This is a genomic window from Agromyces sp. NPDC056389 (genome assembly GCF_042262385.1).
In the GTDB taxonomy this organism is placed as follows: domain Bacteria; phylum Actinomycetota; class Actinomycetes; order Actinomycetales; family Microbacteriaceae; genus Agromyces.
This window is the reverse complement of sequence record NZ_JBHJPN010000001.1, coordinates 1,899,822-1,925,321: the sequence shown is the minus strand read 5'-3', so window position 1 is coordinate 1,925,321 and position 25,500 is coordinate 1,899,822. Positions and strand designations below refer to the sequence as shown.

Below are 25,500 nucleotides of genomic sequence, written 5' to 3'. Positions count from 1 at the left end.
GGTTGGATGACGGATGCTCCGAGGAGACCCGTCGTGTGCGGTGATCAGTTCCAGAGGCCGAGCATCGCCAGCGCGGCGAAGGCGAGCACGCCGAAGACGACCCACCAGAGCACCAGCTCGGTGGAGGGCTGGGTTCGCCGTGCGTCCGCCGGTGAAGCTGCGGGTGTCGTGTCAGTCATGTCGGTTCCAGTCTGTGAGTGACTAGTCAGTCACTAAGTCGGGGAAAGAAGAGCCCGCAACTGCGGGCGGGTGTTCAGGACCAGGCGGAGAGCATCGCGAGGTCGAGCAGCGCGAGTGGGATCAGCGCGACCCATCGCATGAAGCGTTCGGATCTCATGGAGCACCTCCTTCCGCGGTCTCGAACGGTTCGGCAGGGCTCACGGCGCCGAGGGGCTCGTGCCGAGGACCGTTGCCGCGAGGTCGGGGTGCCGGATGCCGGCGGCGAGGGCCGCGGCCCATGGCTCGGACGTGTCGTCGAGCCCGAGGGTGGCCACGAGATGGCAGAGCTGGCCGAAGGCGATGAAGCGCTGCACCGCGGCATCCGCTGCGCCCGACCTCGTCGATGCGAACTCGGTCACGCGTTGGTAGCCGCGCCGCAGTGCCGCGCCGATCTCGGGCACGTCGACCGATGACTGCGCGTGCACCTGCAGCATGAGCAGGTCGCGGTCGGCGATGAGTTCGGCGTACGCGCCGCCCATGGAGTCGAGGATGGCGTCGGGGGTCTGCGAATCGGCCCGCTCGACCCCGGTCGCAAGCGAATCGACGACCCGGTCGTAGCAGGCGTCAAGGGCCCCGACGAAGAGCAGTTCCTTGCTCGGGAAGAGCTTGAAGACGTAGGCCGAGGAGATGCCGGCCTCTGCGGCGACGTCGGCGACGGTCGTCGCCCGATAGCCGGCGCGGGCGAAGGCGGTGATCGCGGCGGCGATCACGAGTGGTCGTCGTTCCTCGGCCGTGGAGAGCTTGGTTGCCATATGAGTGACTGTACACTCACTCGTCGCGCAGGCGCAAGCTCCGGACTGGCCGGCTGCATGGGCGGCGCGACTCAGCTTGCGGCGCGCACCACGACGAGGTTCGCCCACGGGTCGTCGAATGCGAGCGTGAGTCCGTCGTCGCGAGTCGCGACCCGGTAGTGCCCCATGCGCTCGCCGAGGTCGCCGAGGTCGTCGGCGCTCGGCACGACGATCTCGACCTTGCCGAGACCGAGGGCGAGGCCCCGGCGGCCGGCACCGCGGCTGTTCCACGTGTTCATCGCCATGTGGTGGTGGTAGCCGCCCGCCGAGACGAAGAGCGCCTGGTCGCCCATCTCGGCCGTGGTCTCGAAGCCGAGTCGTTCGACGTAGAACTCGCGGGCGCTCGCGACGTCGCCGACCGAGAGGTGCACGTGGCCCACGATGGCGTCGCCCAGGCCGGTGCCGGTTGCCGCGGCATCCGCCCCGCCCTCGGTCAGGTGCTCGCGCAGGTACGCGTTCGGGTCGAGGTGCAGCGTCGCCATCTCGATCGAGCCGTGCGCCCAGCTCCACTTGGACCGGTCGCGGTCGAAGTAGAGCTCGATGCCGTTGCCCTCGGGGTCGGTGAAGTAGAAGGCCTCGCTCACGAGGTGGTCGGCGCTGCCGGTGAAGGTTCCCGGATGCTTCGAGGCGATCGAGTAGATCGCCGTCGCGAGCGCCTCGCGGGTGTCGAACAGGATCGCCGTGTGGAAGAGGCCGGCGTCGCGCGGGCTCGCGTGCTTCAGCTCGGGCGCGTGCTCGAGGATCACGATCGGCGTGGTGCCGCGGCCGAGCACGGCGACGGGGCCGTCGTGGCTCAGGAGTTCGAGCGTGACCGCGTCGCGGTAGTAGCGGATCATGGCGTCGAGGTCGCCGACGCGCAGCGTCACGGCGCCCATGCCGGTGTCGGCGGCGAGCAGTCCCGCGCCTTCCGGCGCCCCATTGGTTGTAATCACAACTAATAGTAACCGCTGGGGCGGCGGAGTATTCCTTCGACGAGTTCGCCGGTCACGGTTCGATGGGTCGCACCCGGCTTCCGAACGCCGTGTAGAGCGCCCGATTGTGCTCGTCACCGTCGGGAAGATTCGCGGAGACGAAGACGGGAGCCTCGCCGCCCTGCTCCAGCAGCCTGCGCGTGATTCCCTCGGCGAGCATCTGGGCGATGACGATGCCCGTGAGGTTCGACACCGCGCCGATGCGGATGCCGCTTCCGAGGTCGATGGTGGCATCGCCGGCCGGGGCGGCGTTGTCGATGACGACATCGGCGAGGTCGGCGAGGTTCGAACCGGATGCGTCGCGCGTGGCGACCTGCGCATTGTGCTTCAGCGAGGTGATCGCGACGATGGGGTGGCCCTTGCTGCGCGCGAGCACGGCCATCTCGACGATCGCCGAGTTGATGCCCGAGTTCGAGACGATCACGAACGCGTCGTTCGGCTGTGGCCGGGCGAGCTCGTAGATCCTGGCCGCGATCCCCGACTCGCGCTCGAACGTGGGATCGAGGATCTGCTCGGGTGACGTGTCGCCGAAGAGGACCAGGTCTTTCACGGCGAGCATGCCGACCGCCGCGAGGCCCCCGGCCCGACCAGCGAGCTCGAGCGTCACCGCCCGAGAATGCCCCGTGCCGAACGCCTGGATGATCCCGCCGGCGGCGATCGCGTCGGTGAGGATCTCCGTGGCCTGTTCGATGCGTTCGGTCTGGGTGTCCAGCACCATCTGGATGTGCTCCAGCGCAACCGTCTGATACTGCAGTGTCGTCGTCGTCATGCCGATACTCCTTGGCTGTACGGGGTGGATTCGAGTTCGAAGAGCTGCTCCAGCGCGGCGGCGACGAGCAGCTCGCCGCTGCCGCGCCCGACCGGGCTGACGACCGTCTCGTAGCTCACCGGTGCGTCCGCATCCGGCAGGTAGCCGAGATATCCGTTCGTGTACCCGATCACGATGACCGGTCCCGGGAAGGGATGCTCCGTGCGGATGCGTTCGGCGAGCGAGAGGTAGAGCTCGGCGGGAACGGCGACGAGCCGGATGTGCGCGAGCGCGAACACCTCGAGGGTGACCTCCGTCGTCCCGGGTGCGAGGCGCTCGCGGTTCGCGGCCGCCAGGGCGAGCCCTTGCTCGAGCACCACGCGACGCCGTTCGGAGAACGCGTCGGCGGGGTCGAGTCGTGGAGCGAGGAGTGCGTGCTCCGAGTCCCCGCTCGCCGGCAAGGAGATGGTCCGCGAGATCGGCAGGATCAATCCGCCGATCGTCGCGGGAGTCGGGGCGGCGAGCGCTCCGCGGAGCGCGCTCGCGATCCGGCCTGCGAGGCGGTCGATCTCCGCGAGGCTGCGCGCCCGACGCGTCGCCCGTGTGCTGATGTCGCCGGCGGCGCCGGTCGCTGCGACGGCCCACTGGGCATCGGGGGCGAGGGCGCGCCGCACTCCGCCTGCGAGGTCGGCGCTGGCGAGTCGGTTGTCCGCGCCGAACACCGTCGGGTGCACGGGGGTCACGACGAGGAGACCGAGTCGCTCGCCGTCGATCCCGTCGAAGGCGATGGCGTCGATCGGGACGGTCGGTGCGCCCGAGGGCGGGACATTCCGGCGCCCGCCCACCTCCGAGACATCGGTGCGTACAGCGCGGACCACGGCGGTTCGTTCCGCGTCGATGGCATCGCGAGTCGCGGCGCGGGCGGCGGTGCTGACGCGCTGCGCCACCTCAGCGGGCGTGGTGGCTCCGCCCGGGAAGCAACCGGCTTCGGGCGTCGAATGGGCGTGGGTGGCGGAGACCCACACCGCCTCGACTCCGAGCTCGAGCACCGACTCGCGGATTCGAGCGACCAGGTCGGTGTTGACGCAGATGAGGTCGATGACCAGGAGCAGGATCCGTGTCTCGCCGGTGCTGATGCTGATCGCGTGGACCTCGAGCGGTTCGAGCGAGCCGATCGCCCCGCCGGTGCGGTCGATGTAGCCGCCGAGCGGCTCGCCGAGAAGAACGGGGAGCGGCGCAACCGCGTGTCCCACCGCTAGCACGGGCCCTCGCTCTCCCAGGCGCTCAGCGCCTGTGCGTAGACGGACATGTCGGTATCCGGATCGGTCGTGGCTCGTGCGAGCCGCAACCCGCCGGTGAGGGCGTCGCCGCGGGGGGAGTCGAGCCGGAGTCCGCGAGCGGCGAGGGCGGAGGAGAGGAACTCGCGGAGCGCGCCGTTCGCTTCGAGCAGCCGCCCGGTGTGGCTGATCGGGTACCCGGGCGCATGAGCTGCGGAAACCGTGTCGGCGAGGTCGGCGGCGGCAGCTCGCAGGATCTCGGTCGCGACACCGTCGCCGGCCTCCGATGCCGCTGCGACGCGGAGTGCGAACGACGAGACGGCGACCACCGTCGACTCCGAGCGGTAGAACCGCTGGAGCGCTGCAAGCGAGGTGCCTCCGAGTGCGTCGGCGAGGTCGGTTGACAGCGCGGTGATCGGCCCGGCCCCGTCGACCGCGGCGGAGGCCGCACGCATTCCGGCGAGACCGATCGCGTAGGCGCTCCCGCGGTCGCCCAGTATCGGCCCCCACCCGTCGACCGACTTCGGCCGCCCGTCTGCTGCGATCGCGAGGACGATCGACCCGGTGCCGGCGCTGAGGACGGTGCCGGGCCCTGCCACGGCCCCCGCGTGCGCCAGCAGCGCGTCGTCGACGAGCAGGACTCGCGTTGCGAGCTCCTTCTCGAGGGCCGTGATGAGCGCGGCTCGCTCCGCACGATCACCGGGCACGCCGGTGAGCCCGATCGCCATGGAATCGATCGGCGTCGCGGGGCCCAGGACCGGTCCGAGGGCGTCGTCTCGGGCGATGCGCACACCCCTGACGATCGCCCGGAGGTCATGCGAGGATTCCGTGTAGACGAACCCCGGCCCGTCGCCGGCCAGCTCGCCGGAGGGCGTCGAGATCCGAATGCGCAGCCCGGACTTCCCGCCGTCGACGGCGGCCACCGTCGTCACTTGCTGATCCCCGCGGTGAGGCCGGACATGATCTGCTTCGACGCGAATGCGAAGACGAGCGCCAGCGGAAGCAACGCGATCACGAGACCGGCGAACAAGGTGCCTCGATCGGTGGAGTACTCGCCGAAGAACTGGGTGAGACCGACCGGGATCGTGTACTTGTCGGTGTCGCGGAGCAGGATGAGCGGATAGAAGAAGTCGTTCCACGTCGGGGCGAACTGGAAGATGGTGACGACGGCGAGAGCGGGGCGCACGAGCGGCAGCATGACCGAGACGAAGATGCGCCCGTCGTGTGCGCCATCGAGGCGAGCGGCTTCTTCGAGCTCCACCGGGAGCCCGCGCATGAATCCCATCAGCACGAACATCGTGAACGGGATGCCGCTGGCGGCGTACAACAGGATCAGTCCGAGGTGGCTGTCGATGAGACCACCGGCCTGGAACATGTAGTAGATCGGGAGCAGGCCGAGTTTCGCCGGCACCATGAGTCCGGCGATGAAGAACGCGGCGAGGAAGGCCCGGCCCCTGAATCGTCGGCGCGTGATGACGAAGGCGGCGGCGACCGAGACGCCGACGCAGAGCGCGACCGAGCAGATCGTGATGAAGACCGAGTTCACGAAGTAGGTTCCGAGGGAGGCCGACTCCCAGGCCCTGACATAGTTCGACAGGTCGAAGCTGGTCGGAAGCGCGATCGGGTTCTGGAGGATCTCATTGGTGGGGCGCAGCGATCCGAGCACGACCAGCAGGATCGGGCCGAAGGCGATGGCGGCGTACAGCCAGAGCACCGCCTGCACCCCGATCTTCTGACCGAGGCGGGTCCGGCGCTGGGTTCGCAGCTGCCGGTCGGCCTCGCGCGATGGTTCGGGCGCCGTCGTTCGCGGAGCGTCGAGCGTGGCGGTCATCAGGCCTCCCGGCGTCGAAGGAATCGTTCGAGCGCAATCGCTACGCCGAAGACGAGGATGAACATGAGCACGGCCATGGCGGAGGACTCGCCGATCGCGTTGGTGCCCCCGCCGAAGGCGAGTCGGTAGTAGAGGAGTCCGAGGACGTCCATCGATCCAGACGGGCCGCCGTTGGAACCGCCGAGTGCGTAGACGAGGTCGAACAGGTTGAAGCAACCGATGAAGGTCAGCACGGTGATGATGCCGACGGCCGGCATGATCAGCGGGAATCGGATCGCCCAGAAGAGGCGGCTCGGTGAGGCGCCGTCGAGTGCCGCGGCTTCTTCGAGTTCCTGGGGGACTCCGCCGAGTGCGGCGCCGAAGATCAGGAGCGGGCCGCCGATCCACTGCCAGGCGTTGATGAGGATGAGGACGGGCAGTGCGGTGCTCGGTTCGCCGAGCCAGGGCATCGCCCATGCGTCGAGACCGACCGCGCGGAGGCCTGCGTTGATCGGGCCGAACGTGGGGCTGAGCAGCATCGCCCAGAGGTACCCGACGATCAGCGGACTCAGCAGGTAGGGCGTCGAGTAGAGGGTCTGGAAGAAGCGCTTGCCCGTGCCCGTGCGGTGGAGGAGCACCGCGAGTCCGAGCCCGATGGTGTTCTGCACCGCCATCGTGCCGATGAAGAAGAGCACGTTGTGCCAGAACGCGGCACCGAGCTGCTCGTTCACCGGGTAGCGGGTGAACAGCTCGACGTAGTTGCCGAGACCGACGAACGCCCCCGCGGTGGTGCCCTTCCAGTCGAAGAGTCCGTAGACGAACGCCGTCAGGATGGGGACGATGACCAGCACCGTGTACAGCACGAGCGCGGGGCCGCTGAACAGGGCGATCCAACCGAACGAGATGTGCTCGGGCGAATAGCGGCCCCGCACTCGTGCCGTGGTCATGAGCGCGGAGTGAACCACTGGTCGACGCCCTGCTGGATCTGTCCAGCGGCGTCGGCGGCGGTGATCTCTCCGAGCACGAGGCTCGAGAACGATGCGGAAGCGAGATCCCAGGCGGTCGGAGTGCCACCCGAGAAGTACGCGTAGGTGATGTACGGGCTCGGATCAGCGGCGTAGGCGTCGACGGCTTCCGCGAGCAACTCGTCGGAGGGAGTCACGCCGGGCACCGGCGAGATCTGGGCGAGCTCGTCGCTGAACAGCTGCCCGAACTCGGCGCTCGCCATCCACTCCACGAGTTCGAGTGCGGCCTCCTTGTTGTCGCTCGCGTCGGAGACCCCGAACGACCCGTCGACGTAGCCCGGAACGGGTGTGCCGTTGCCATCGGGTGCGGGTGCGTTGAAGATGCCGAGTTCGAGCTCGGGGTTGGCCTTGCGGAAGTTCGCGAGCTCCCAGATGCCGCCCGGGAACGCCGCGGCCTGGCCCGAGGTGAACAGTGCCTGAGCGTCCTCGTAACTCGTGCCCTTGAAGCTCTCGCCCCAGTACGGCTGCGTGCTCGTCCACGCGTCGACGGAGTCGACCCACGGGGCATCCGTGAAGGATGCCTCTCCGGCGAGCATCTGCTCGAGGTACGGTGTGCCGCCGTATGTGCCGGCGCCGAAGATCTCCTGCTCGATGGGGAGCATCCAGGTGTCGGTCACGGTGTTGGCCAGTGGGATGACCCCGGATGCCTTGATCGTCTCGAATGCCTCGGTCATCTCGTCCCACGTGCCCGGCTCCTCCAAGCCGAGCTCGTCGAAGATCGCGGTGTTGTAGATGACGTGGAGCGTCTGGACGGCGAACGGCACTCCGTAGACGGCGTCGTCCGAGGCGCCGCGGGCACCATCGAGCACCGACGGGGCGAAGTCCTCGAGCGCATCGATCTCGTCGTCGAGCGCGACGAGGCTGCCGGATTCCACGAGCGGCTGGAGCAGCCCGTACGAGCGCAACTGGGCGACGTCGGGGCCGGAGGCGTCCTTGAGACCGGTCGACAGGATCGTGTCGTACTCGGTGTTGAGATACGGCACGTACTCGACGGTGAGTCCGGGGTGCGCGTCTTCGAAGGTCTTGAAGATCGTCTTGTAGGTCGCGGCATCTTCCTGACGCCACCCCCAGACGGTGATCACGGAGTCATCGCCGGCTCCGCTGCTGCCGGAGCCCGGGGCGCAGGCGGTGAGGACGAGCGCACCTGCTGCGAGCATTCCGGTCGCGAGTGAGGCCCTTCTGATGTTCGACATGGTTCTCCTCTTGGTGAGACTGCTGCCGACGAGAGGTGGCAGTGAGTCGGCGGGGCGAATGTGGTGCGCTCACGCTAATACTGGTCTATACCGCATGTCAATGGTTGGTATAGACCAATGTGTCACGGGCGGCCCTATGCTGACTACACGCGGACCGAGCGCGTTGGGAGTGAGGAGTCACGTGGCACGCACACGGCAGTCCGACGGGCGCGCGGAGATCGGCCTGCTCGCCGAGCACGTCGGCGAGCAACTGGGCGAATCCGGCAAGGGCGAGCAGATCCGCCAGGCGCTCGCCGCCTACGCGGCCGCGTCCCGACCCGACACGCTGCTCCCCTCCGAGCGAGTCCTCGCCGAGCAGTTCGGTGTGGCTCGCATGACGGTGCGGGGCGCGATCGACAGCCTCGAAACCGCCGGGATGATCCGTCGGGAGCCCGGGCGCGGGGCGTTCGTCCAGCATCCGAGACTCACGCATTCCGAGATCTTCCGCTCCTTCACCGAGGACATGCGCCTTCGCGGAATGGAGCCGGGCGCCCGCGACTTCGCGGCCCGCATCGAGGAGGCGACCTCCCGGGTGGCCGTGGCGCTCGAGATAGCCGAAGGCGACGCGGTCATCCGCATCGAGCGCGTGCGCACTGCAGATGGCACGCCCATGGCGTTCGAGACGTCGAATCTCGCGCTCGCGCGGTTCCCGGATCTGCTCGATCGGATGTCGGAATCCGCGTCGCTGTACGAGGTGCTCGGCACGGCGTACGGCGTTCGCCTGGAGAACGCCGAGCAGACCGTCGCGATCGACCGGCTGAGCGAAGAGGATGCGGCGCGCCTCGAGACGGCCGCCGGCGAGCCCTGCTTCGCCATCGAGCGCAAGGCCCACGACAACATGGGGAAGGCCGTCGAGTTCGGCCGCTCGCTCTACCGCGGCGACCGGTACATCATCGAGATGCACGTCGGGCGCTCGCAGCACGCGTGACCGACACGATCTCGAGAAATCCTTGACAGGGATACCGCTCTAGACCAGTATCTGGCGTAGTCCGCCGCAACCGGTGCGGCGCTGGTCGGAAGGTGCCATGCCTCATGAATTCCTTGCGTACTGCCATACATCGTCGCCGCAGCGCTGCACTGGCGCTCGCCATCGCGGCAACCGTCTCCGTCGGAGTCCTCACTCCGACCGGCATCCTCGATGCCGCCCCGGCGGCCGCGGCCCCGACCGGACCGGTCATCTGGCCGAAGCCGAAGCAGTTGACGAGCAGCGGCCAGCAGCTGTCGCTTCCGGCGAGCGTCACGGTCGTCGCCCCCGCGGGTGCCGACGCGGCCGCCGTCGCGCTGACGCGCAGCGTGCTCAGCGCAGCGGGTACCGCGACCACGGTGGCATCGAGCGACCCCGGTAGCGGTCCGACGGTGTACATCGGGGGCCCCTCCGAGAACCCCGCCAGTGCCGCGGCGTTGACGGCACTCGGCACGGCGGGTCCGGCAGGACTTCCCGCCGAAGGGTACGTCCTCGCCACCGGTGCCGACGGCCAGGGCCGTGTCCGTGTCGTCCTCTCGGGTGCCGACAGGACCGGCACCTACTACGCCGCCCAGAGCCTCGCCCAGATCGTGACGCAGGGCGCCCCCGGGGCCGCGATCTGGAAGGTCGCCGTCAGCGACAGTCCGTCGTTCGTCATGCGCGGAGGCATGCAGTCCTTCTACGGACCGGTCTGGTCTGCGGCTGCGGAACACTCGCATATCGAGTTCCTCGCGCGGAACAAGATGGACACGTACTTCTACGGTCCGGCGGGCGACCCCAAGACCGGTTCAGAACCGGCCGACAAGGTGGTGACGGGCGACCACTGGCGGACTCTCTACTCACCGAGCGAGCTCGCCGCCATCGCCGCGACCGTCGACCTCAGTGCTGCGCGCCACGTGGAGTACATCTACCGCATCTCGCCGCAGGCGCCGATGGACTCGTCGAAGGGCATCTGCTTCTCCAGTCCCGCAGATGTCACCGCGTTGAAGAACCGCATCGATCAGCTCTGGAGCATCGGCGTCAGGCGCTACACCCTCGCCTGGGACGACATCCCCGAGAAGTTCGTCTGCGATGGCGACAAGCTCGGGTACGGCGTGACCGATGAGGGCCTCGCGACCGCACAGGCGGAGCTGGTCAACAAGATCCAGGCGTTCCTCGACGCCAAGGCGGGGGCCCGCCCGCTTCTGGTCGTGCCGACGGAGTACTTCTCCACACGCTCCACGGTGTATCGCACACGACTCGTGCAACTGATGACGCCGAAGGCAACGCTCTACTGGAGCGGACCCGAGGTGATCTCTCCCACGATCACGGAGTCGGATTTCGCCGATGCTGAGGACGCCTTCGGCGGGCGCCCCATCGCGATCTGGGACAACTACCCGGTCAACGATTACGCCGATCGCTTCAGCGCCGATCGACTGCTCCTCGGCCCCGTCGAAGGTCGCGACGCGAGCTTGGCGCAGCAGAGCGCGGGGATCACCTTCAACGCGATGCAGCAGGCCGAATTCTCGCAGCCCGCCTTGTTCACGGCGGCTGATTTCGCGTGGAACCCGGGAGCATACGACAAGGCAGCCTCCTGGGAGGCGGCCGTCGCGGCACTCGGCGGAAGTCGCACCGACGCGCTCCGCGCCTTCGCGGAGAACAACTACGCCTCGTCGCTGAGCGACATCGAGTCGGCGGGCATCGGAGCGAAGATCGCCGCGTTCCGTACCGCGTGGCAGTCGAACAGCGGGTTGGCGGCTGCCGGAACCCAGCTCACTGCCGCGTTCACCGCGCTGAAGAACAGCGCATCGACGCTCCGCGAGCCCGGTGCCAATCAGCTGCTCGCCGCGGAGGGCTCGCCATGGCTCGACAAAGCGAGCCTGTACGGTCGTGCGGGCGAGGCCGCCGTCGCCGCCCTCCTGGCCGAGCGCGCGGGCGACACGACGACGATGAAGCAGAAGCGCGGCGAAGTCACCACGCTCGTCGGGCAGCTCAGTTCGAGCACCGTTCGAGTCGGAGTCGGCGTGCTCGACCCGTTCCTCTCGTTCGCACTCGCTCGCGGAACCGAGCTCGGCGACCTCAGCGGCACCGGTCGGTCCGACCTGCTCGCCGTCATGGCCGACGGAACGCTGAACGCGTACCCGAACCACTCGACGACCAGCGGCGAGTCCAACCAGGACGGAGCCACGACGTTCGGTCAGAGCGTCACCGTCGGTTCCGGGTACAGCAGTGCGAAGCGTCCGATCGTGGGCGAGTTCTGCGGCGACCGCCACCTCGACATCCTCCAGGTCGAATCCTCCGGGACGCTGCGATACCGCGGGAACACTCGCGTCTTCGCGAACATGTTCACGGCTCCGGTGCAGGTGGGCCAGGGCTGGCAGGGCAACCTCTCGCTGAACGCCACCGATCTGGACGCCGACGGGCGCGCCGACCTGCTCGGGGTTCTGGCCAACGGCGATCTCATGGCCTACCGGAACACCGGGTGCAGCAACAACGTCCCCGCATTCAGCGGCACGGGGGTGAAGGTCGGCCAGGGGTGGTCAGCAACCCAGCTCCCCGTGCTCGCCGATCTCTGCGGTGATCGGGACACCGACCTGCTCACCATCGACGCCGGCGGCAACCTGAGGGCGTACAACAACAGCGGCGCATTCACCGGCTCGATGTTCTCCAGCACGGCGCAAGTGGGCTCCGGTTGGTCGGGCACGCTGCGGTTGAACGCCGTCGAGCTGAACGGCGACGGCCGTGCCGACCTCCTGGCCGTCCTTGCCGACGGAACGCTCGCCGCCTATCGGAACACCGGCTGCACCAACGGGATCCCCGCCTTCGGGCCGCGGGTGAACGTCGGCGCCGGCTGGACGGGCGCCAACCTGCCGGTCGTCACCGACCTGAACGGAGACTCGCAAGCGGACCTGCTGTCCGTCGATGGCTCCGGAGCACTGCTCGAGAACGTCAACACGGGAGTGTTCACCGGCAACATGTTCACCCCGGCGAACCGCGTCGGACAGGGGTGGCAGGGCGCCCTCTTCATCCTCTGACCATCGATCGGGTCGGTTCGGGTCGGACGTTCCGGCCCGGCCGACCCGATCCCGGCGGAGCACGGGAGCACGCCCCTGCACTCCGGCACCGGGTTCTGCGCCCGTGGAATTGGGCCTGCCGCTCGGGTTTCGCGATCCCTACGATGGAGGCACCGGCTCCCGGGGACCGACGGGGAGCCCTCCGGAGGGGACGAAGACATGGGCATGGACAACCTGCTGCTGTACGTGGCGACCTACGACGACGGTGCCACCGCCACCGACCAGTACCGCTCGCTCAAAGACGCGGAGGCGTCATCCGATCTCGAGGTCGTGTCCTCGGTCGTGATGCGTCGCGGCGACGACGGCAGGGTCGCCGTCGATGAGCACGGCACGGGCCAGGTCGCCGCCGGCACCTGGATCGGCGGTGCCGCCGGACTCGTCGTCGGGCTGTTCGCACCCCCGCTGCTCGCCGCAACGGCGATCGGAGCGGGCGTCGGCGCCATCTCGGGCGCAATCGCGAAGAAGCACGATGAGAAGAAGGTGGGCCTCGAACTCGAGGAATACCTGCCGAAGGGGTCGTCGGCCATCGTGGCCGTCATCGACGACAAGTACCTCGACCGCATCGACGCGGTGCTGACGAAGTACTCCAAGAAGGTCGACAAGGCGATCGACCGAGACGACTACGAGGCGCTCGAGAAGGCGATCAGCGAGGGCGGCGACAAGATCGCGAAGGCGATCGGCTCCTAGACGAGCGGATGCCGCGGCGCGAGCCGTCGCGGCATCCGGAACCGTGGCTCAGGCGCCGAGCAGGCGGTCGAGCAGTTCTCGGTAGCGGGCCGCCGTCTGCTCCACGATCTCGTGGGGGAGCGTCGGCGGCTCCTCCGAGACGTCCTGATCCCAGTTCGCCGCAAGCCAGTCGCGCACGATCTGCTTGTCGAAGCTCGCCATGCGCAGCTCGGGCGTCGCGGCCGTGGCGTACGCCTCGGCGTCCCAGTAGCGGCTCGAGTCGCTCGTCAGCACTTCGTCGGCGAGCGTCACGATGCCGGTCGCACGGTCGGCGCCGAACTCGAACTTCGTGTCGGCGAGGATGACGCCGCGCGCCTCGGCGATCTCTGAGGCGCGGGCGAAGATCTCGAGCGACAGCGAGCGCAGCTGCTCGGCGACGACCTCGCCGACGAGTTCGACCGTGCGCTCGTACGAGACGTTGACGTCGTGCTCACCGAGCGGCGCCTTCCACGCGGGGGTGTAGATCGGCTCGGGCAGGCGGTCGCCGTTCGAGAGGCCCTCGGGCAGGGCATAGCCGCCGATGGCGCCCGTCTCCTGGTATTCCTTCCAGCCGCCGCCCGTGATGAAGCCGCGCACGACGCACTCGACGGGGAACATGTCGAGCGTGCGGCAGAGCGTGCCGCGCTCGGCGAGCTCGGCCGGCACCTCGGGCAGCTCGAGCGCCTCGAGGCGGTCGTCGAGCGGGTGCGCCAGGTGGTTCGGCACCTCGGGCAGTTGGTCGAACCACCAGCGCGTGAGGCTCGTGAGCATCGCACCCTTGCCGGGGATCGCGGGCGAGAGCACCTGGTCGTAGGCGCTCACGCGGTCGGTCGCGACGACGAGCACGACCGGCGAGTGGCTCAGCGGGTCGCCGGTCCAGGTGTCGTCGTCGACGAGCAGCTTGGTCGGCACGTACAGGTCGCGCACCTTGCCCGAGTAGACGTGGGTCCAGCCGGGGTGCTCCTGCGTTTCACTCATGGTTCACCCTATTCCGCGACGCGTGCGGCGATGTCGGTGCGGTACTGGCCGCCGTCGAGGCGCAGGTGTCCGAGCGCCTCGTACGCACGGCGACGCGCCTCGGCGAAGCCGTCGCCGACCGCGACGACGTTGAGCACGCGGCCGCCGGTCGCGATGAGCGGCAGCTCCTCGGACCCGTCGCCGGTCGCCGCACCGATCGCGGTCGCGGCGTGGGCGAGATGCACGCCGGGCACGGATGCCGCGGCCTCGATGCCCTCGATCTCACGCCCCGTCTGGGGCGCCTCGGGGTAGCCCTCGCTCGCGAGCACGACCGTGACCGCGGCATCCGCTCGGAAGACCGGTCGCGGCAGCGAGCCGAGCCCGCCGGTCGACGCCGCGAGCAGCAGGCCAGAGAGCGGGGTCTCGAGGCGGGGGAGCACGACCTGCGTCTCGGGGTCACCGAAGCGGGCGTTGAACTCGATGACGCGGATGCCGCGCGAGGTGAGGATGAGGCCCGCGTAGAGCAGCCCGATGAACGGGGTCTGCTCCTCGGCGAGCTTGCGCACCGTCGGCAGGGCGATCGTCTCGATGACCTCGTCGACGAAGGCCTCCTCGCTGCCGAAGCGGCCGCCGCGACCGTCGATGGCATCGGCGAGCCACGGCAGCGGCGAGTACGCGCCCATGCCGCCGGTGTTCGGGCCCGCGTCGCCGTCGCGCAGTCGCTTGTAGTCCTGCGCGGGCGAGAGCGGCAGCACGTTCGTGCCGTCGGAGAGCAGGAACAGCGAGACCTCCTGGCCGTCGAGGAACTCCTCGATGAGCACGGGGCCCTGCTGCAGGTAGTGGGCGGCGTGGGCGACCGCTGCGGCGCGGTCGTCGGTGACGAGCACGCCCTTGCCGGCGGCGAGCCCGTCGGCCTTCACGACGTAGGGGGCGCCGAACTCGTCGAGCGTGGCCTCGACATCGTCGAGGGTGTCGGCGAGGTTCGCGCGGCCGGTCGGCACGTCGGCGTCCTGCATGATGCGCTTCGCGAAGGTCTTCGACCCTTCGAGCGCTGCGGCGGCCTTGCCCGGACCGAAGACGGCGATGCCGCGGGTGCGCAGGGCATCGGCGACGCCCGCGACGAGGGGCGCCTCGGGGCCGATGATCACGAACTCGATGTCGTTGTCGAGCGTGTAGTCGGTCACGAGCACCGGGTCGGTCGGGTCGAGCGCGATGGTCGTGACGCTGCCGCGAGCCGACGAGGTGGGGGATGCCGCGATGCCGGCATTGCCCGGCGCCGCGATGATCTCGTGGCCGGCCTCCTCGTCGAGGAGCGCGAGGATGATGGCGTGCTCGCGCGCGCCCGAGCCGAGGACGAGGATTCTCACCGGTTCAGGCTACCGCCTCGGGCTGGGCGGCCTCGCCTCGTGACGCATGGGCCGGAGGCGTGCGACCCTCGCCGCGGTTGCGGGCGACCGGGCGTGCACACGGACCGGTGCTGCGAGAATGGTGCGGGTGAGCTCAGACACGACCGGCGCCGACGACGCGCAGACCCCGGCCGGCCTCGACGACACGGCGAAGGCCGGGGCGTCCGGCCACCGTCTCTTCGGGTGGGTGCTCGGCATCGCCGCGCTCATCGTGGTGATCGACCAGGCCAGCAAGTGGTGGGCCGAGGCCGCGCTCGGCGACGGCACCACGATCCCGGTGATCGGCGACCTCATCCGTTTCGTGCTCGTCTACAACCCCGGCGCCGCGTTCTCGATCGGCACCGAGTACACGTGGATCTTCGCGATCCTCGCCGGCGTCGGCGCGATCGCGATCGCGTGGTTCGCCTGGCGGGTCGGTTCCGTGGGCTGGGCGATCGCGCTCGGCCTCCTCCTCGGCGGCGCCGTCACGCACCTCGGCGACCGCCTCTTCCGCGACCCCGGGTTCGGCCGCGGTCACGTCGTGGACTTCATCGGCTACGGCGACTGGTTCATCGGCAACGTCGCCGACATCGCGATCTTCGCGGGCGCCGTGATGATCCTCGTGCTGACGTTCATGGGCATCGCGCCCAAGGGCGGGCGCGTGCACGACTCGTCCGAAGCGAGCACCGATGCGAGCACCGACGCGAGCAGTGACTTGAGCACTGACGGCGAGCGCTGACGGCCTGCACTGACGGCCGCGGAGCGCCGGTGGCAGAATGGCCGACATGGCACGCGTGAGGATCGGCGACGACATCGGACGGGCGGCTGTGACGCTCGTGCAGACGGTGACGGCCGAAGGCGCGGATGCCGCGACCTCACTCGATCGGTCGACGCTCGCGCTCGCGGTGCGCTACTCGCTGCAGCTGCTCGCCGAAGAGGCGCCCGGCGGCACGGTCGAGGTGCGGGTGCCGCCCTTCGGCGCCGTGCAGTGCATCGAGGGACCGAAGCACACGCGCGGCACCCCGCCGAACGTCGTCGAGACGGATGTCACGACGTGGCTCGCCCTCGCGACCGGTACCCTCTCGTGGGCCGACGCGCGCGCCGCCGGGCGCGTGCACGCCTCGGGCCAGCGCGCCGACCTCGGTGACGTGCTGCCGATCATCCGCTGACATCTCAGCGCACCGGCAGCACGAGTGGGACCCCGGTGCGCGGGTGCGGCACGACGTCGACCGGCTGACCGTAGACCGCCTCGATGCGCTCCGCCGTCAGCACCTCGGCGGGCGCGCCGGTCGCGACGACCCGGCCGAGTCGCAGCAGCGTGATGTCGTCGGCGTAGGCGGCTGCGAGATTCAGGTCGTGCAGCACCACCACGACCGTGGCGCCTGCAGCGGCGTGGTCGCGGGCGAGGCGCAGCACGTCCTCCTGGTGCTTCAGGTCGAGGGCGGCCGTCGGCTCGTCGAGGAGCAGCACCGGCGTGCGCTGCGCGATGATGCGGGCGAGGGCGACGCGTGCGCGCTCGCCGCCCGAGAGCGATGGCACCGTGCGCGTGGCGAGATGCCCGACATCCGTCGCCGCCATCGCCGCATCGATCTCGCGGTCGTCGTCGTCGGCCGCCGGGCTGCCCGCCCACGGGTGGCGGCCCATCGCGATGATCTCGCGCACCGGGAACGGGAACGAGACGGTGTGCTCCTGGGTCAGCACGGCGCGGAGGCGCGCGAGCGTCTTCGGCGACTGCCGGGCGACCGGGGTGTCGCCGAGGTGCACGGTGCCCGCGGCCGCCGCTCGATCGCCTGCGAGGGCCGCGAGCAGCGTCGACTTGCCGGCGCCGTTCGGGCCGATGAGCGCATGCACGCGCCCCGGCGTCGCCGAGAAGTCGACGTCGTCGAGCAGGCGCGCGCCGTCGATCTCGATGGCGAGGCCCGCCGCGGAGAGCGAGAGGCCGGTGGTCGGGGTATCCGCCTTGGCCCGGGCAGTGGTCGTCGGCGTCGCGACCGCGCGTGAGCGGCTCATCCCCAGCCTCCCGACCGGCGCCGCGTGCGTCGCAGCAGCCAGAAGAAGAACGGTCCGCCGATGATCGAGGTCAGCATGCCGATCGGCAGGTCGGCCATCGGCACCATCGTGCGGGCGGCGAGATCGGCGAGGAGCAGCAGCAGGGCACCGCCGAGGGCGCTCGCGACGAGCAGGGGCCGATGGGCCGGGCCGATCACCATGCGCATGAGGTGCGGCACGATGAGGCCGACGAAGGCGATGATGCCGGCGAACGCGACCGCCGAGCAGACGAGCACGGCGACGACGACGATCGAGACGATACGCACCGTCTCGACGCGCACGCCGAGGTGGCGCGCACCGCGCTCGCCGAGCGAGAAGAGATCGAGCGTGCGGCCGAGGAGGAGGGCCGCGACGCCCGCGACGACCACGAGCGGGAGCATGACGGCGACTTCGGGCCAGCGGGCGCCGTTCAGCGAGCCGAGCTGCCAGAACACGATCTCCTCGCGGGAGCCGGTGTCGCCCATGAAGGTGAGGAACGCGAGGGCGCCGCCGGCGAATGCGTTGATGGCGATGCCCGTCAAGACGAGGGTGACCACCTCGGTGCGCCCGCCCGCACGGCTCGCGAGGTAGACCACGAGGGTCGCTCCGAGGCCGGCGACGAATGCGGCGACGGCCGTCACCCAGTCGCCGAAGGCCGTCCAGCCGAGCACGATCGCGGCGGCGGCGCCGAGCGCGGCGCCCGACGAGACGCCGACCACGCCCGGTTCGGCGAGCGGGTTCGCGAAGATCGCCTGCATGACGGTGCCGGCCATCGCGAGTGCGGCGCCGATCAGCAGGGCCATCGCGATGCGCGGGAAGCGGATGTTCCAGAGGGCCGAATCCGTGTTGGGCAGGGCCTCGGGCGCATCGCTCAGGCCGAGGCCGCGCAGCAGCGAGTTCCAGACCTCGTGCGGTGGCACCGGCAGCTGGCCCGCACCCGCGGAGATCACGACGCCGACGACGAGCGCGACGCCGAGGCCGCCGAAGAGCAGCAGGCTCCTCGTGCGCGGGGCGAGGCCCCGGGTGGGGTCGCTCGCGAGGCTCGGGAGCACGGCGTCGGCTGCCGCGGGCGCGCTCGCGCGGGTGTCAGTCATCGAGGTAGCCCGACTGCTCGGGCGCCCACACCGCCCGGGCGAGGGCCTCGACGACCTGCGGAGCGCGCGGCCCGAAGCTCAGGATCTCGCTGTCGGCCATGTCGACGAACCGGCGGTGCGCACCGGCAGGCGTCGAGGCGAGCGCCGGCACGCGTTCGAGCAGCCCGTCGATTCCGCCGGCCGACTCGAGCCCGCCGCTCATGAGCAGCACGACATCGGGCTGCGCGGCGACGAGCGCCTCGGCGGTGACGGGGCGCATCCCCTCCCAGCCGATCTCGCTCGCGATGTCGACGCCGCCGATCGATTCGATGAGCGAATCGGCGCCGGACTCGGCGCCGAAGAGGTAGTAGACGTTCGCCGATCCGCGCACGTAGAGGAACGCGATGCGCGGGCGCACCGCGGGGTCCGCGGGGATCGCCGCATCGATGTCGGCGACGACTCGGGCGAGGTCGGCGTCGACCTGCGCCGAGAGCAGTTCGCCCCGCTCGGGCACGCCGAGCGCCGCCGCGACCTGGCCGATGAGGTCGTCGATCGTGTCGAGGCTGCGCTCGGAGGTCGTGATCACCACGGGGATGCCGCTGTCGCGGAGCTGGTCGAGCACGTCGAGCGGGCCGAGCGTCGTGTCGGTGATCACGACGGTCGGGTCGAGGGCCAGGATCGCCTCGGCGGTGAGGTTGTGTCCGCCCTGCGTCACGACGGGCAGAGCGGATGCCTCGGCGAACCCGGTCGAGCTGTCGCGCCCGACCACGCGGTCGCCGAGTCCGAGGCCGAACACCGTGGCCGCGAGCGAGCCCGAGACGTCGATGGGCAGGATGCGCGAGGCATCCGTCACCGTGACCTTCGTTCCCTCGTCGTCGGTGACCGTCACCGGAAGCGCCGGCGACTCGTCGGAGTCGATCGCACGCAACGCGGCGTCGGCCAGGCATGCCGTCGACGGGCCCTCGACCGCGCGCGGCGACTCGTCGATCGCGAGTTCGGCGAATGGGGTCGCGCTGGCGACGCACTGCGGTTCGGCCGTCGAGCCGCTCGCGGTCGCGACGCAGCCGGTGGTGAGCAGGGTCGAAGCGGCGAGAACGGCGATGAACGCGAAACGGGTGGTGCGGGCCGACGTCGGGCGCGGAAAGACACGGGAAGCCATGAAGTGAGGTAAGCCTTACCTTAAAGTTGACAGGGCGGCGGTCTTCACTCTAGCGTCATTCTTAGCTGAGGCTTACCTAACTCGGCCTTCCCCATCTCACCCCCCGCGAGCTCCCGGCGCGCACAAGCGCCGTTGCTTCGCCATGCCTGGAGGACCGCGTCGTGAAGACACCGTCACCGATATCCACCCGCTCGGGGAGGCGCTGGATCGCCGGCGCACTCGCGGCACTGCTCGCCCTGGGCGGCTCGATCCTGACGGCGGCGCCCGCGCTCGCCGACGAGGTCGCTCCGGCCGCGGTGGCTGCGCCGTCGCTCACCGTCACGCCGGCTGCCGACGTGGATCCGGCGGTCGAGCACACCTTCACCGTGTCGGGCGCCGGCTACGTCGGCGACGGCGCGCGGGACGGCGCCTACGTGCTGCTCGGCGACGCGTCGATCTGGAGCGGCGGCGGGCCGCTCGTCGCCGAGGGGTGGATCGCCCAAGGCTGGGTGCGTCCGGCGTCGATCGTCGACGGTGCGTTCACGACGACCCTGACGGTTCCGGCGGGGGCGTTCGACCCGGCGACCTCCTACGTCGTGGCGACGTCTGCGGCGCACGGCCTCTCGGTCACGGATCGTTCGCTCGACCGGTTCGCCTCGATCACGATCGCACAGCCGGCCCCGGAGCCCGAGCCCGAGCCCGAGCCCGAGCCGGAACCGGTCGCGGACCCGGTGGTGACGGTGTCGCCGTCGGCGGACATCGACCCGGCGGTGGCGAACGCGTTCACCGTGTCGGGCACCGGTTTCGTGGGTGCCGGTGCGAAGGACGGCGCGTACGTGCTGCTCGGCGACGCGTCGATCTGGAGCGGTGGCGGTCCGCTGGTCGCCGAGGGCTGGCTGACGCTCGGCTGGGTGCGTCCGGCGTCGATCCTCGACGGTGCGTTCACGACGACGCTGACGGTTCCGGCGGGCAAGTTCGACCCCGCGACGTCGTACGTCGTGGCGACGTCGGCGGCGCACGGGCTGTCGGTCACCGACCGTTCGCTCGACACGTTCACGCCGATCGCGATCGCGCAGCCCGAGCCCGAGCCGGTGGTGCCGTCGGTGACGGTGTCGAAGACGAGCGGGTTGGATGCCGCGGGCGAGAAGGTCGTCGTGAAGGGCACCGGGTTCGTGCCGAACGCGCCTGCGACGAATGGCGTGCGTCCGCCGCTGGCGGGCAAGTTCGCCGGTGCGTACGTGGTGTTCGGTTCGTTCGCCGATGACTGGAAGCCGAGCGCGGGGGCTGCGTCGTCGACGCGGGTCGTGGACTCGCAGAAGTGGGTCGTGAACGCAGCGGATGTCGCGTCGATCGGCGGCGCTGCCGCCGGTGCGGTCGCGATCGGCGCCGACGGCTCGTTCGAGGTCGAGCTCACGGCACGCGAGTTCGACAAGGCCCTCGCCGATGGCAATTACGGCGTGTACACCTACGCCGGCAGCGGCGCCAAGGTCGCAGCCTTCGAGACGTACACCCCCGTCGCCTTCGCGACCGCGCCCGAGCCGACGCGGCCCGCCGTCACGGTGACGCCGTCGACCGGTGTCGATTCGGCCGTCGAGAACACGTTCACCGTGACGGGAACCGGCTTCGTCGGTGCCGGTGCGAAGGACGGCGCGTACGTGCTGCTCGGCGACGCATCGATCTGGAGCGGCGACGGCCCGCTGGTCGCCGAGGGCTGGATCTCGCTCGGCTGGGTGCGCCCGGCGTCGATCGTCGACGGCTCGTTCACGACCACGTTGAAGGCCCCTGGCGGATCGTTCGACCCGGCGAAGCAGTACGTGGTCGCCACCTCCGCAGCGCACGGACTCTCGGTCACCGATCGCTCCCTCGACACGTTCACCCCGATCTCCATCGCGAAGCCGGTGGTGCCGTCGGTGACGGTGTCGAAGACGAGCGGGTTGGATGCCGCGGGCGAGAAGGTCGTCGTGAAGGGCGCCGGGTTCGTGCCGAACGCGCCTGCGACGAATGGCGTGCGTCCGCCGCTGGCGGGCAAGTTCGCCGGTGCGTACGTGGTGTTCGGTTCGTTCGCCGATGACTGGAAGCCGAGCGCGGGGGCTGCGTCGTCGACGCGGGTCGTGGACTCGCAGAAGTGGGTCGTGAACGCAGCGGATGTCGCGTCGATCGGCGGCGCTGCCGCCGGTGCGGTCGCGATCGGCGCCGACGGCTCGTTCGAGGTCGAGCTCACGGCACGTCAGTTCGACAAGGCCCTCGCCGATGGCAATTACGGCGTGTACACCTACGCCGGCAGCGGCGCCAAGGTCGCAGCCTTCGAGACGTACACCCCGATCGGCTTCGCAACGGTGCTGCCGCCGAATCCCGATCCCGGCCCTGGCCCCGTCGCGCCGATCGCGAGCGGGTCGCTCTCGTGGGGCGTCTCCGACGCGTTCCGCACGTACATCGTCGGCAGCATCGCGAAGGGCTCGATCTCGGTCGGCTCGGGTGCGACGCAGTCGGGCGGCCGCTTCCAGTTCGGCCAGACCGGCGGCAGCTACAGCCAGGTGACCGGCACCGGCACCGCCGACTACGCGGGCTCGGTGCGGTTCACGGGCCACGCGGGCCTCCTCGACCTGACCTTCGCGAACCCGACCCTGCGCGCGACCACCCCCACGAGCGGAGTGCTCGAGGTCTCGGTCAACGGCTCGCGTGTCGACCTCGGTGTCGTCGATCTCGCACGCGGGGCGAAGTCCTTCGTGAACGGCGCCACGCGCATCGCGAACGCGCCGGTGACGCTGACCGCCGCCGGAGCGTCCGCGTTCCAGGGCTACTACTCCGCCGGAGCATCGCTCGACCCGCTGACGGTCGTCATCGGCACGCCCGGTGCCGCGCCGGCCGGCAACTCCGGCACGGTCGCCACCACCTCGACGAGCACGCCGGCGCCCAAGGCGGTGCCGGCGACCCCGCCGGCGACGACGGGCATCGAGCTCGACGCCGCCACCCTCGCCGCGCTCGCCGCCGGCAAGGAGGTCACGGTGACGGTCGGCGGCTTCCAGCCGAACGAGACCGGCATCATGGTCGTCGTCTACTCGACGCCGACGGTGCTCGCCCGCGACCTCGTCGCCGATGCGAACGGCGTCGTCACCTGGACGGGCAGCCTGCCCGCCGGCCTCGCGGCCGGCGACCACACGCTGACCTTCCAGGGATCGACGGCGAAGGGCATCCGCTTCACCGTCAGCGCACCCGCCGGTCAGTGCGCCGTGACCGAGGCGACGCTCGACTGGGGCTTCAAGGCGTCGTTCCTGCAGTACCTCGAGAGCGGCATCGCGAACGGCGACTGGACGGTCACCGGTGCGAGCGAGGCCGACGGGGTGTTCGGCTTCACCGGCGGCACGGGTTCGATCGAGGCCGAGACCGTGCGCGGCCTCATCGCCTTCCCCGGCTCGATCGAGTTCACCGGCCACGATGGTGCGCTCGACACGACGATCGCGAACCCGTCGATCGAGTTCGTCGGCAGCGACGAGGCCTACCTCCGGCTCGACGTGACCGGCACGACCCAGCAGGGCGAACCGGTCACCGCGACCGGTGTGCGCTTCGCGGCGCTCGATCTCGACGGCGCGCTCGTCCGCGACGGGGACTCGCTCGTCGGCGCGGCCGTGCCGGCCGAGTTCACCGAGGAGGGCGCCGCCGCGTTCGGTACATACGGGAGCGGCGAAGAACTCGACCCCGTCTCGTTCGCGATCACGCTGCCCGCAGACTGCGGCATCGAGGCGAACGCCGCGAAGCCCGAGGTGAAGGCCGCCGTCGCCGCGGAGCCCGAGGCGAAGTCGACCGCCTCGGCCGGCCCGTCGGCGTGGCTCATCTGGCTGCTCGTGGCGATCATCGTGCTCGCGCTGGCCGCACTCGTGGTGTTCCTGATCCTGCGGAGCCGTCGCTCGGCCGCATGACGCAGGCGCTTGAGAGGCTCACCCCGCCAGGGGTGGGCCTCTCGCTGCGTCGTCACAGCGGAGGGTGGGACAATGGAGGGGTGACCGACCCCGTGAGCACCCCCGAACCCGACGAGCAGCGCGCGCCGCATGGTGCGGATGCGCCCGTGCCGCTCGAGACCGAGGTCGAACGCGACACCGTGACCGTGCGCCGTGCGCCGCGCTACTCGCGATTCATGACGCTCGGCGCCCTCGTCGGCGCCGTGGTCGCACTCATCCTCACCGTGAGCTTCCCCGCGAACGACGAGTTCGACCTCGGCCAGGTGTTCGGGTTCCTGCTGCTCGCGTGCGCGGCGATCGGCCTCGCGCTGGGCGCCCTCGTGGCGCTGCTCATCGACCGCGCCACCGCGCGGCGAGCGAAGTCGGTCACCGTCGAGCACGAGACGATCCACCCGGTCGACGAGTAGCCGCCGCGCCGTCGGCCTCGCCGCCACGCCGCGGGCACTCTGGAGCGCGACAGTATCCGTCTCACGGGGGAGGCGGACCGTCGGCGGACTCGCGGAGAATTCAGCGTATGAGCGACACCATCTTCACGCCGGGCGCCGAGGTGTTCACGACGCGCGGACGCGGCGAGATCGTCGATGTCCGGGCCACTCCATCGGGCAAGTTCGTCTTCGGGGTCGAGGACGTCGACGGCGAAGTGCACTACTTCACCGAGAAGGCCATCCGGCTCGCAGGGAGCTGAGCCCTCTCCCGGCAGGCGCCCCCTAGCTCAGCTGCGTGCGCTCCACCCAGCCGAGGTACTCGTCGGTGACGGTGCCGGTGACGTACTCGCCCGTGAAGCACGACAGGTCGAGCTGCTCGATCGAGGTGCCCTCGGTGATCGCGGCCTGGAGGTCGGCGACCTCCTGGTAGATCATGTGGTCGGCGCTCAGCTCCGAGGCGATCTCGGGGATCTTGCGGCCGTAGGCGATGAGCTCCTGACGGCTCGGCATGTTGATGCCGTACACGTGCGGGAACCGCACCGGCGGGGCCGCCGAGGTGAACGTCACCTTGTTGGCGCCGGCGGCCCGGGCCATCTCGACGATCTCCTTCGAGGTCGTGCCGCGCACGATCGAGTCGTCGACGATGAGGATGTTCTTGCCCTTGAACTCCGTGCCCATGGCGTTGAGCTTCTGGCGCACCGAGCGCTTGCGCTCCGCCTGGCCGGGCATGATGAACGTGCGGCCGACGTAGCGGTTCTTGTAGAAGCCCTCGCGGTACTCGATGCCGAGCTTCTGCGCGACCTGCATCGCGGCGGGGCGCGATGAGTCGGGGATGGGCATGACGACGTCGATGTCGCCCTTGTCCATGTGGGTCTCGATGGTCGTCGCGAGCCGGTCGCCCATGCGCAGGCGGGCCTCGTAGACCGAGATGCCGTTCATGATCGAGTCGGGACGGGCGAGGTAGACGTACTCGAACGAGCACGGCACGAGCACCGGGTTCTTCGCGCACTGGCGCGAGATCATCTGGCCGTCGAGGCCGATGAAGATGGCCTCGCCCGGGTGCACGTCGCGCACGATCTCGTAGCCGCCCGATTCGAGCACGAGCGACTCGGATGCCACGATCCACTCGTCGCGGCCGTTGTCGGCGGTGCGGCGGCCGAGGATGAGCGGGCGGATGCCGAAGGGGTCGCGGAACGCGAGGAGGCCGTAGCCGGCGATCAGCGCGATGACGGCGTAGGAGCCCTCGACGCGCTCGTGCACCTGCTCGACGGCCGTGAAGACCTGGTCGGGGTCGAGGTCGAGCCCCGTGATCTGGCCCTGCAGCTCGGTGGCGAGCACGTTCAGCAGCATCTCGGTGTCGCTCGTCGAGTTCACGTGGCGGCGGTCGATGCGGAACAGGTCTTCGGACAGCTCGCGCGTGTTCGTGAGGTTGCCGTTGTGCACGAGGATGATGCCGTACGGCGCGTTCACGTAGAACGGCTGGGCCTCCTCTTCGCGCTCTGCGGCACCCTTCGTGGTGTACCGCACATGCCCGAGGCCCATGTTGCCGATGAGCGAGCGCATGTCGCGCGTGCGGAAGGCCTCGCGCACCTGCCCCCGCGCCTTCGCCATGTGGAACACGGGGCCGTCGGCCGTCGCGATGCCAGTCGAGTCCTGACCGCGGTGCTGCAGCAGCAGCAGGCTGTCGTAGATCTGCTGGTTGGCCGGTTCAGTGGAGACGATTCCGACGATGCCGCACATGCG

General features: G+C 70.0%; 23 protein-coding genes. 8 read left to right on the top strand and 15 right to left on the bottom strand.

The window, feature by feature from the left end; genetic code table 11:
• Positions 1–44 precede the first annotated feature (44 nt).
• From ACFCVM_RS08930 to ACFCVM_RS08890, 9 genes are all read right to left on the bottom strand, one after another.
• Positions 45–179 carry a hypothetical protein gene (locus ACFCVM_RS08930; RefSeq protein WP_375835770.1) on the bottom strand — a complete coding sequence of 45 codons (135 nt, stop codon included), beginning with the start codon at positions 177–179 and terminating at the stop codon, positions 45–47.
• A 198-nt stretch (positions 180–377) separates the two neighbouring features.
• The gene (locus tag ACFCVM_RS08925) at positions 378–971 is read right to left on the bottom strand and encodes a TetR/AcrR family transcriptional regulator (RefSeq protein ID WP_375835769.1); all 594 of its coding nucleotides are present in this window, start codon (positions 969–971) and stop codon (positions 378–380) included.
• A gap of 71 nt (positions 972–1,042) precedes the next feature.
• A complete protein-coding gene (locus tag ACFCVM_RS08920) occupies positions 1,043–1,885 on the bottom strand; it encodes a VOC family protein (protein WP_375836686.1) in 843 nt (280 codons plus the stop codon).
• Between the two features lie 109 nt (positions 1,886–1,994).
• The gene (locus ACFCVM_RS08915; RefSeq protein WP_375835768.1) at positions 1,995–2,750 is read right to left on the bottom strand and encodes a sugar isomerase domain-containing protein; all 756 of its coding nucleotides are present in this window, start codon (positions 2,748–2,750) and stop codon (positions 1,995–1,997) included.
• A complete protein-coding gene (locus tag ACFCVM_RS08910) occupies positions 2,747–3,991 on the bottom strand; it encodes a hypothetical protein (protein ID WP_375835767.1) in 1,245 nt (414 codons plus the stop codon). Before ACFCVM_RS08910 ends, ACFCVM_RS08915 begins: the two co-directional genes overlap by 4 nt.
• Positions 3,985–4,938: an N-acetylglucosamine kinase gene (locus ACFCVM_RS08905; RefSeq protein WP_375835766.1), complete on the bottom strand. Its 954-nt coding sequence runs from the start codon at positions 4,936–4,938 to the stop codon at positions 3,985–3,987. Before ACFCVM_RS08905 ends, ACFCVM_RS08910 begins: the two co-directional genes overlap by 7 nt.
• Positions 4,935–5,837, bottom strand: coding sequence for a carbohydrate ABC transporter permease (locus ACFCVM_RS08900; protein WP_375835765.1), 903 nt, complete (start codon positions 5,835–5,837; stop codon positions 4,935–4,937). The genes ACFCVM_RS08905 and ACFCVM_RS08900 overlap by 4 nt, the downstream gene beginning before the upstream one ends.
• Entirely contained in the window at positions 5,837–6,763 is a 927-nt protein-coding gene (locus ACFCVM_RS08895) for a carbohydrate ABC transporter permease (RefSeq protein WP_375835764.1), read from the bottom strand. The genes ACFCVM_RS08900 and ACFCVM_RS08895 overlap by 1 nt, the downstream gene beginning before the upstream one ends.
• Complete coding sequence (locus ACFCVM_RS08890) at positions 6,760–8,034, bottom strand: ABC transporter substrate-binding protein (RefSeq protein WP_375835763.1); 1,275 nt, start codon at positions 8,032–8,034, stop codon at positions 6,760–6,762. Before ACFCVM_RS08890 ends, ACFCVM_RS08895 begins: the two co-directional genes overlap by 4 nt.
• A gap of 181 nt (positions 8,035–8,215) precedes the next feature.
• Here ACFCVM_RS08890 and ACFCVM_RS08885 point away from each other — a divergent pair, with 181 nt between their 5' ends.
• From ACFCVM_RS08885 to ACFCVM_RS08875, 3 genes are all read left to right on the top strand, one after another.
• Entirely contained in the window at positions 8,216–9,001 is a 786-nt protein-coding gene (locus ACFCVM_RS08885) for a GntR family transcriptional regulator (RefSeq protein ID WP_375835762.1), read from the top strand.
• Positions 9,002–9,114: 113 nt separating this feature from the next.
• A complete protein-coding gene (locus tag ACFCVM_RS08880; RefSeq protein ID WP_375835761.1) occupies positions 9,115–12,051 on the top strand; it encodes a beta-N-acetylglucosaminidase domain-containing protein in 2,937 nt (978 codons plus the stop codon).
• Between the two features lie 198 nt (positions 12,052–12,249).
• Positions 12,250–12,777 (top strand): DUF1269 domain-containing protein, encoded by a 528-nt coding sequence (locus ACFCVM_RS08875; protein ID WP_375835760.1) that lies wholly within the window; start codon positions 12,250–12,252, stop codon positions 12,775–12,777.
• A 48-nt stretch (positions 12,778–12,825) separates the two neighbouring features.
• On the opposite strand, the gene ACFCVM_RS08870 is transcribed toward ACFCVM_RS08875, so the two are convergent.
• Together ACFCVM_RS08870 and purD are read right to left on the bottom strand one after the other, a co-directional pair.
• Positions 12,826–13,773, bottom strand: coding sequence for a phosphoribosylaminoimidazolesuccinocarboxamide synthase (locus ACFCVM_RS08870; protein WP_375835759.1), 948 nt, complete (start codon positions 13,771–13,773; stop codon positions 12,826–12,828).
• Between the two features lie 8 nt (positions 13,774–13,781).
• Positions 13,782–15,119 carry a phosphoribosylamine--glycine ligase gene (gene purD / locus ACFCVM_RS08865; protein WP_375835758.1) on the bottom strand — a complete coding sequence of 446 codons (1,338 nt, stop codon included), beginning with the start codon at positions 15,117–15,119 and terminating at the stop codon, positions 13,782–13,784.
• A 127-nt stretch (positions 15,120–15,246) separates the two neighbouring features.
• Between purD and ACFCVM_RS08860 the strand changes: the two genes are divergently transcribed.
• Positions 15,247–15,876 (top strand): signal peptidase II, encoded by a 630-nt coding sequence (locus tag ACFCVM_RS08860; protein WP_375835757.1) that lies wholly within the window; start codon positions 15,247–15,249, stop codon positions 15,874–15,876.
• A 46-nt stretch (positions 15,877–15,922) separates the two neighbouring features.
• Entirely contained in the window at positions 15,923–16,306 is a 384-nt protein-coding gene (locus tag ACFCVM_RS08855) for a sterol carrier family protein (RefSeq protein ID WP_375835756.1), read from the top strand.
• Positions 16,307–16,310: 4 nt separating this feature from the next.
• Here the strand turns inward: ACFCVM_RS08855 and ACFCVM_RS08850 are convergent, their stop codons facing one another.
• From ACFCVM_RS08850 to ACFCVM_RS08840, 3 genes are read right to left on the bottom strand one after another with little or no spacing between them, the layout of a single operon-like run.
• The gene (locus ACFCVM_RS08850; RefSeq protein WP_375835755.1) at positions 16,311–17,147 is read right to left on the bottom strand and encodes a heme ABC transporter ATP-binding protein; all 837 of its coding nucleotides are present in this window, start codon (positions 17,145–17,147) and stop codon (positions 16,311–16,313) included.
• Positions 17,144–18,259 carry a FecCD family ABC transporter permease gene (locus ACFCVM_RS08845; protein ID WP_375835754.1) on the bottom strand — a complete coding sequence of 372 codons (1,116 nt, stop codon included), beginning with the start codon at positions 18,257–18,259 and terminating at the stop codon, positions 17,144–17,146. The genes ACFCVM_RS08850 and ACFCVM_RS08845 overlap by 4 nt, the downstream gene beginning before the upstream one ends.
• A complete protein-coding gene (locus tag ACFCVM_RS08840) occupies positions 18,252–19,397 on the bottom strand; it encodes a hemin ABC transporter substrate-binding protein (protein ID WP_375835753.1) in 1,146 nt (381 codons plus the stop codon). The genes ACFCVM_RS08845 and ACFCVM_RS08840 overlap by 8 nt, the downstream gene beginning before the upstream one ends.
• Positions 19,398–19,558: 161 nt before the next feature.
• On the opposite strand from ACFCVM_RS08840, the gene ACFCVM_RS08835 reads away from it, so the two are divergent.
• From ACFCVM_RS08835 to ACFCVM_RS08825, 3 genes are all read left to right on the top strand, one after another.
• Complete coding sequence (locus ACFCVM_RS08835; RefSeq protein WP_375835752.1) at positions 19,559–23,293, top strand: HtaA domain-containing protein; 3,735 nt, start codon at positions 19,559–19,561, stop codon at positions 23,291–23,293.
• Between the two features lie 80 nt (positions 23,294–23,373).
• Positions 23,374–23,739: a potassium transporter Trk gene (locus ACFCVM_RS08830; protein WP_375835751.1), complete on the top strand. Its 366-nt coding sequence runs from the start codon at positions 23,374–23,376 to the stop codon at positions 23,737–23,739.
• Between the two features lie 107 nt (positions 23,740–23,846).
• On the top strand, positions 23,847–24,017 hold the full coding sequence (locus tag ACFCVM_RS08825) for a hypothetical protein (protein WP_375835750.1): 171 nt from the start codon (positions 23,847–23,849) through the stop codon (positions 24,015–24,017).
• 22 nt (positions 24,018–24,039) lie between these two features.
• Here ACFCVM_RS08825 and purF read toward each other — a convergent pair whose 3' ends face one another.
• Positions 24,040–25,497 (bottom strand): amidophosphoribosyltransferase, encoded by a 1,458-nt coding sequence (purF, locus tag ACFCVM_RS08820; RefSeq protein ID WP_375835749.1) that lies wholly within the window; start codon positions 25,495–25,497, stop codon positions 24,040–24,042.
• Positions 25,498–25,500: the final 3 nt, after the last annotated feature.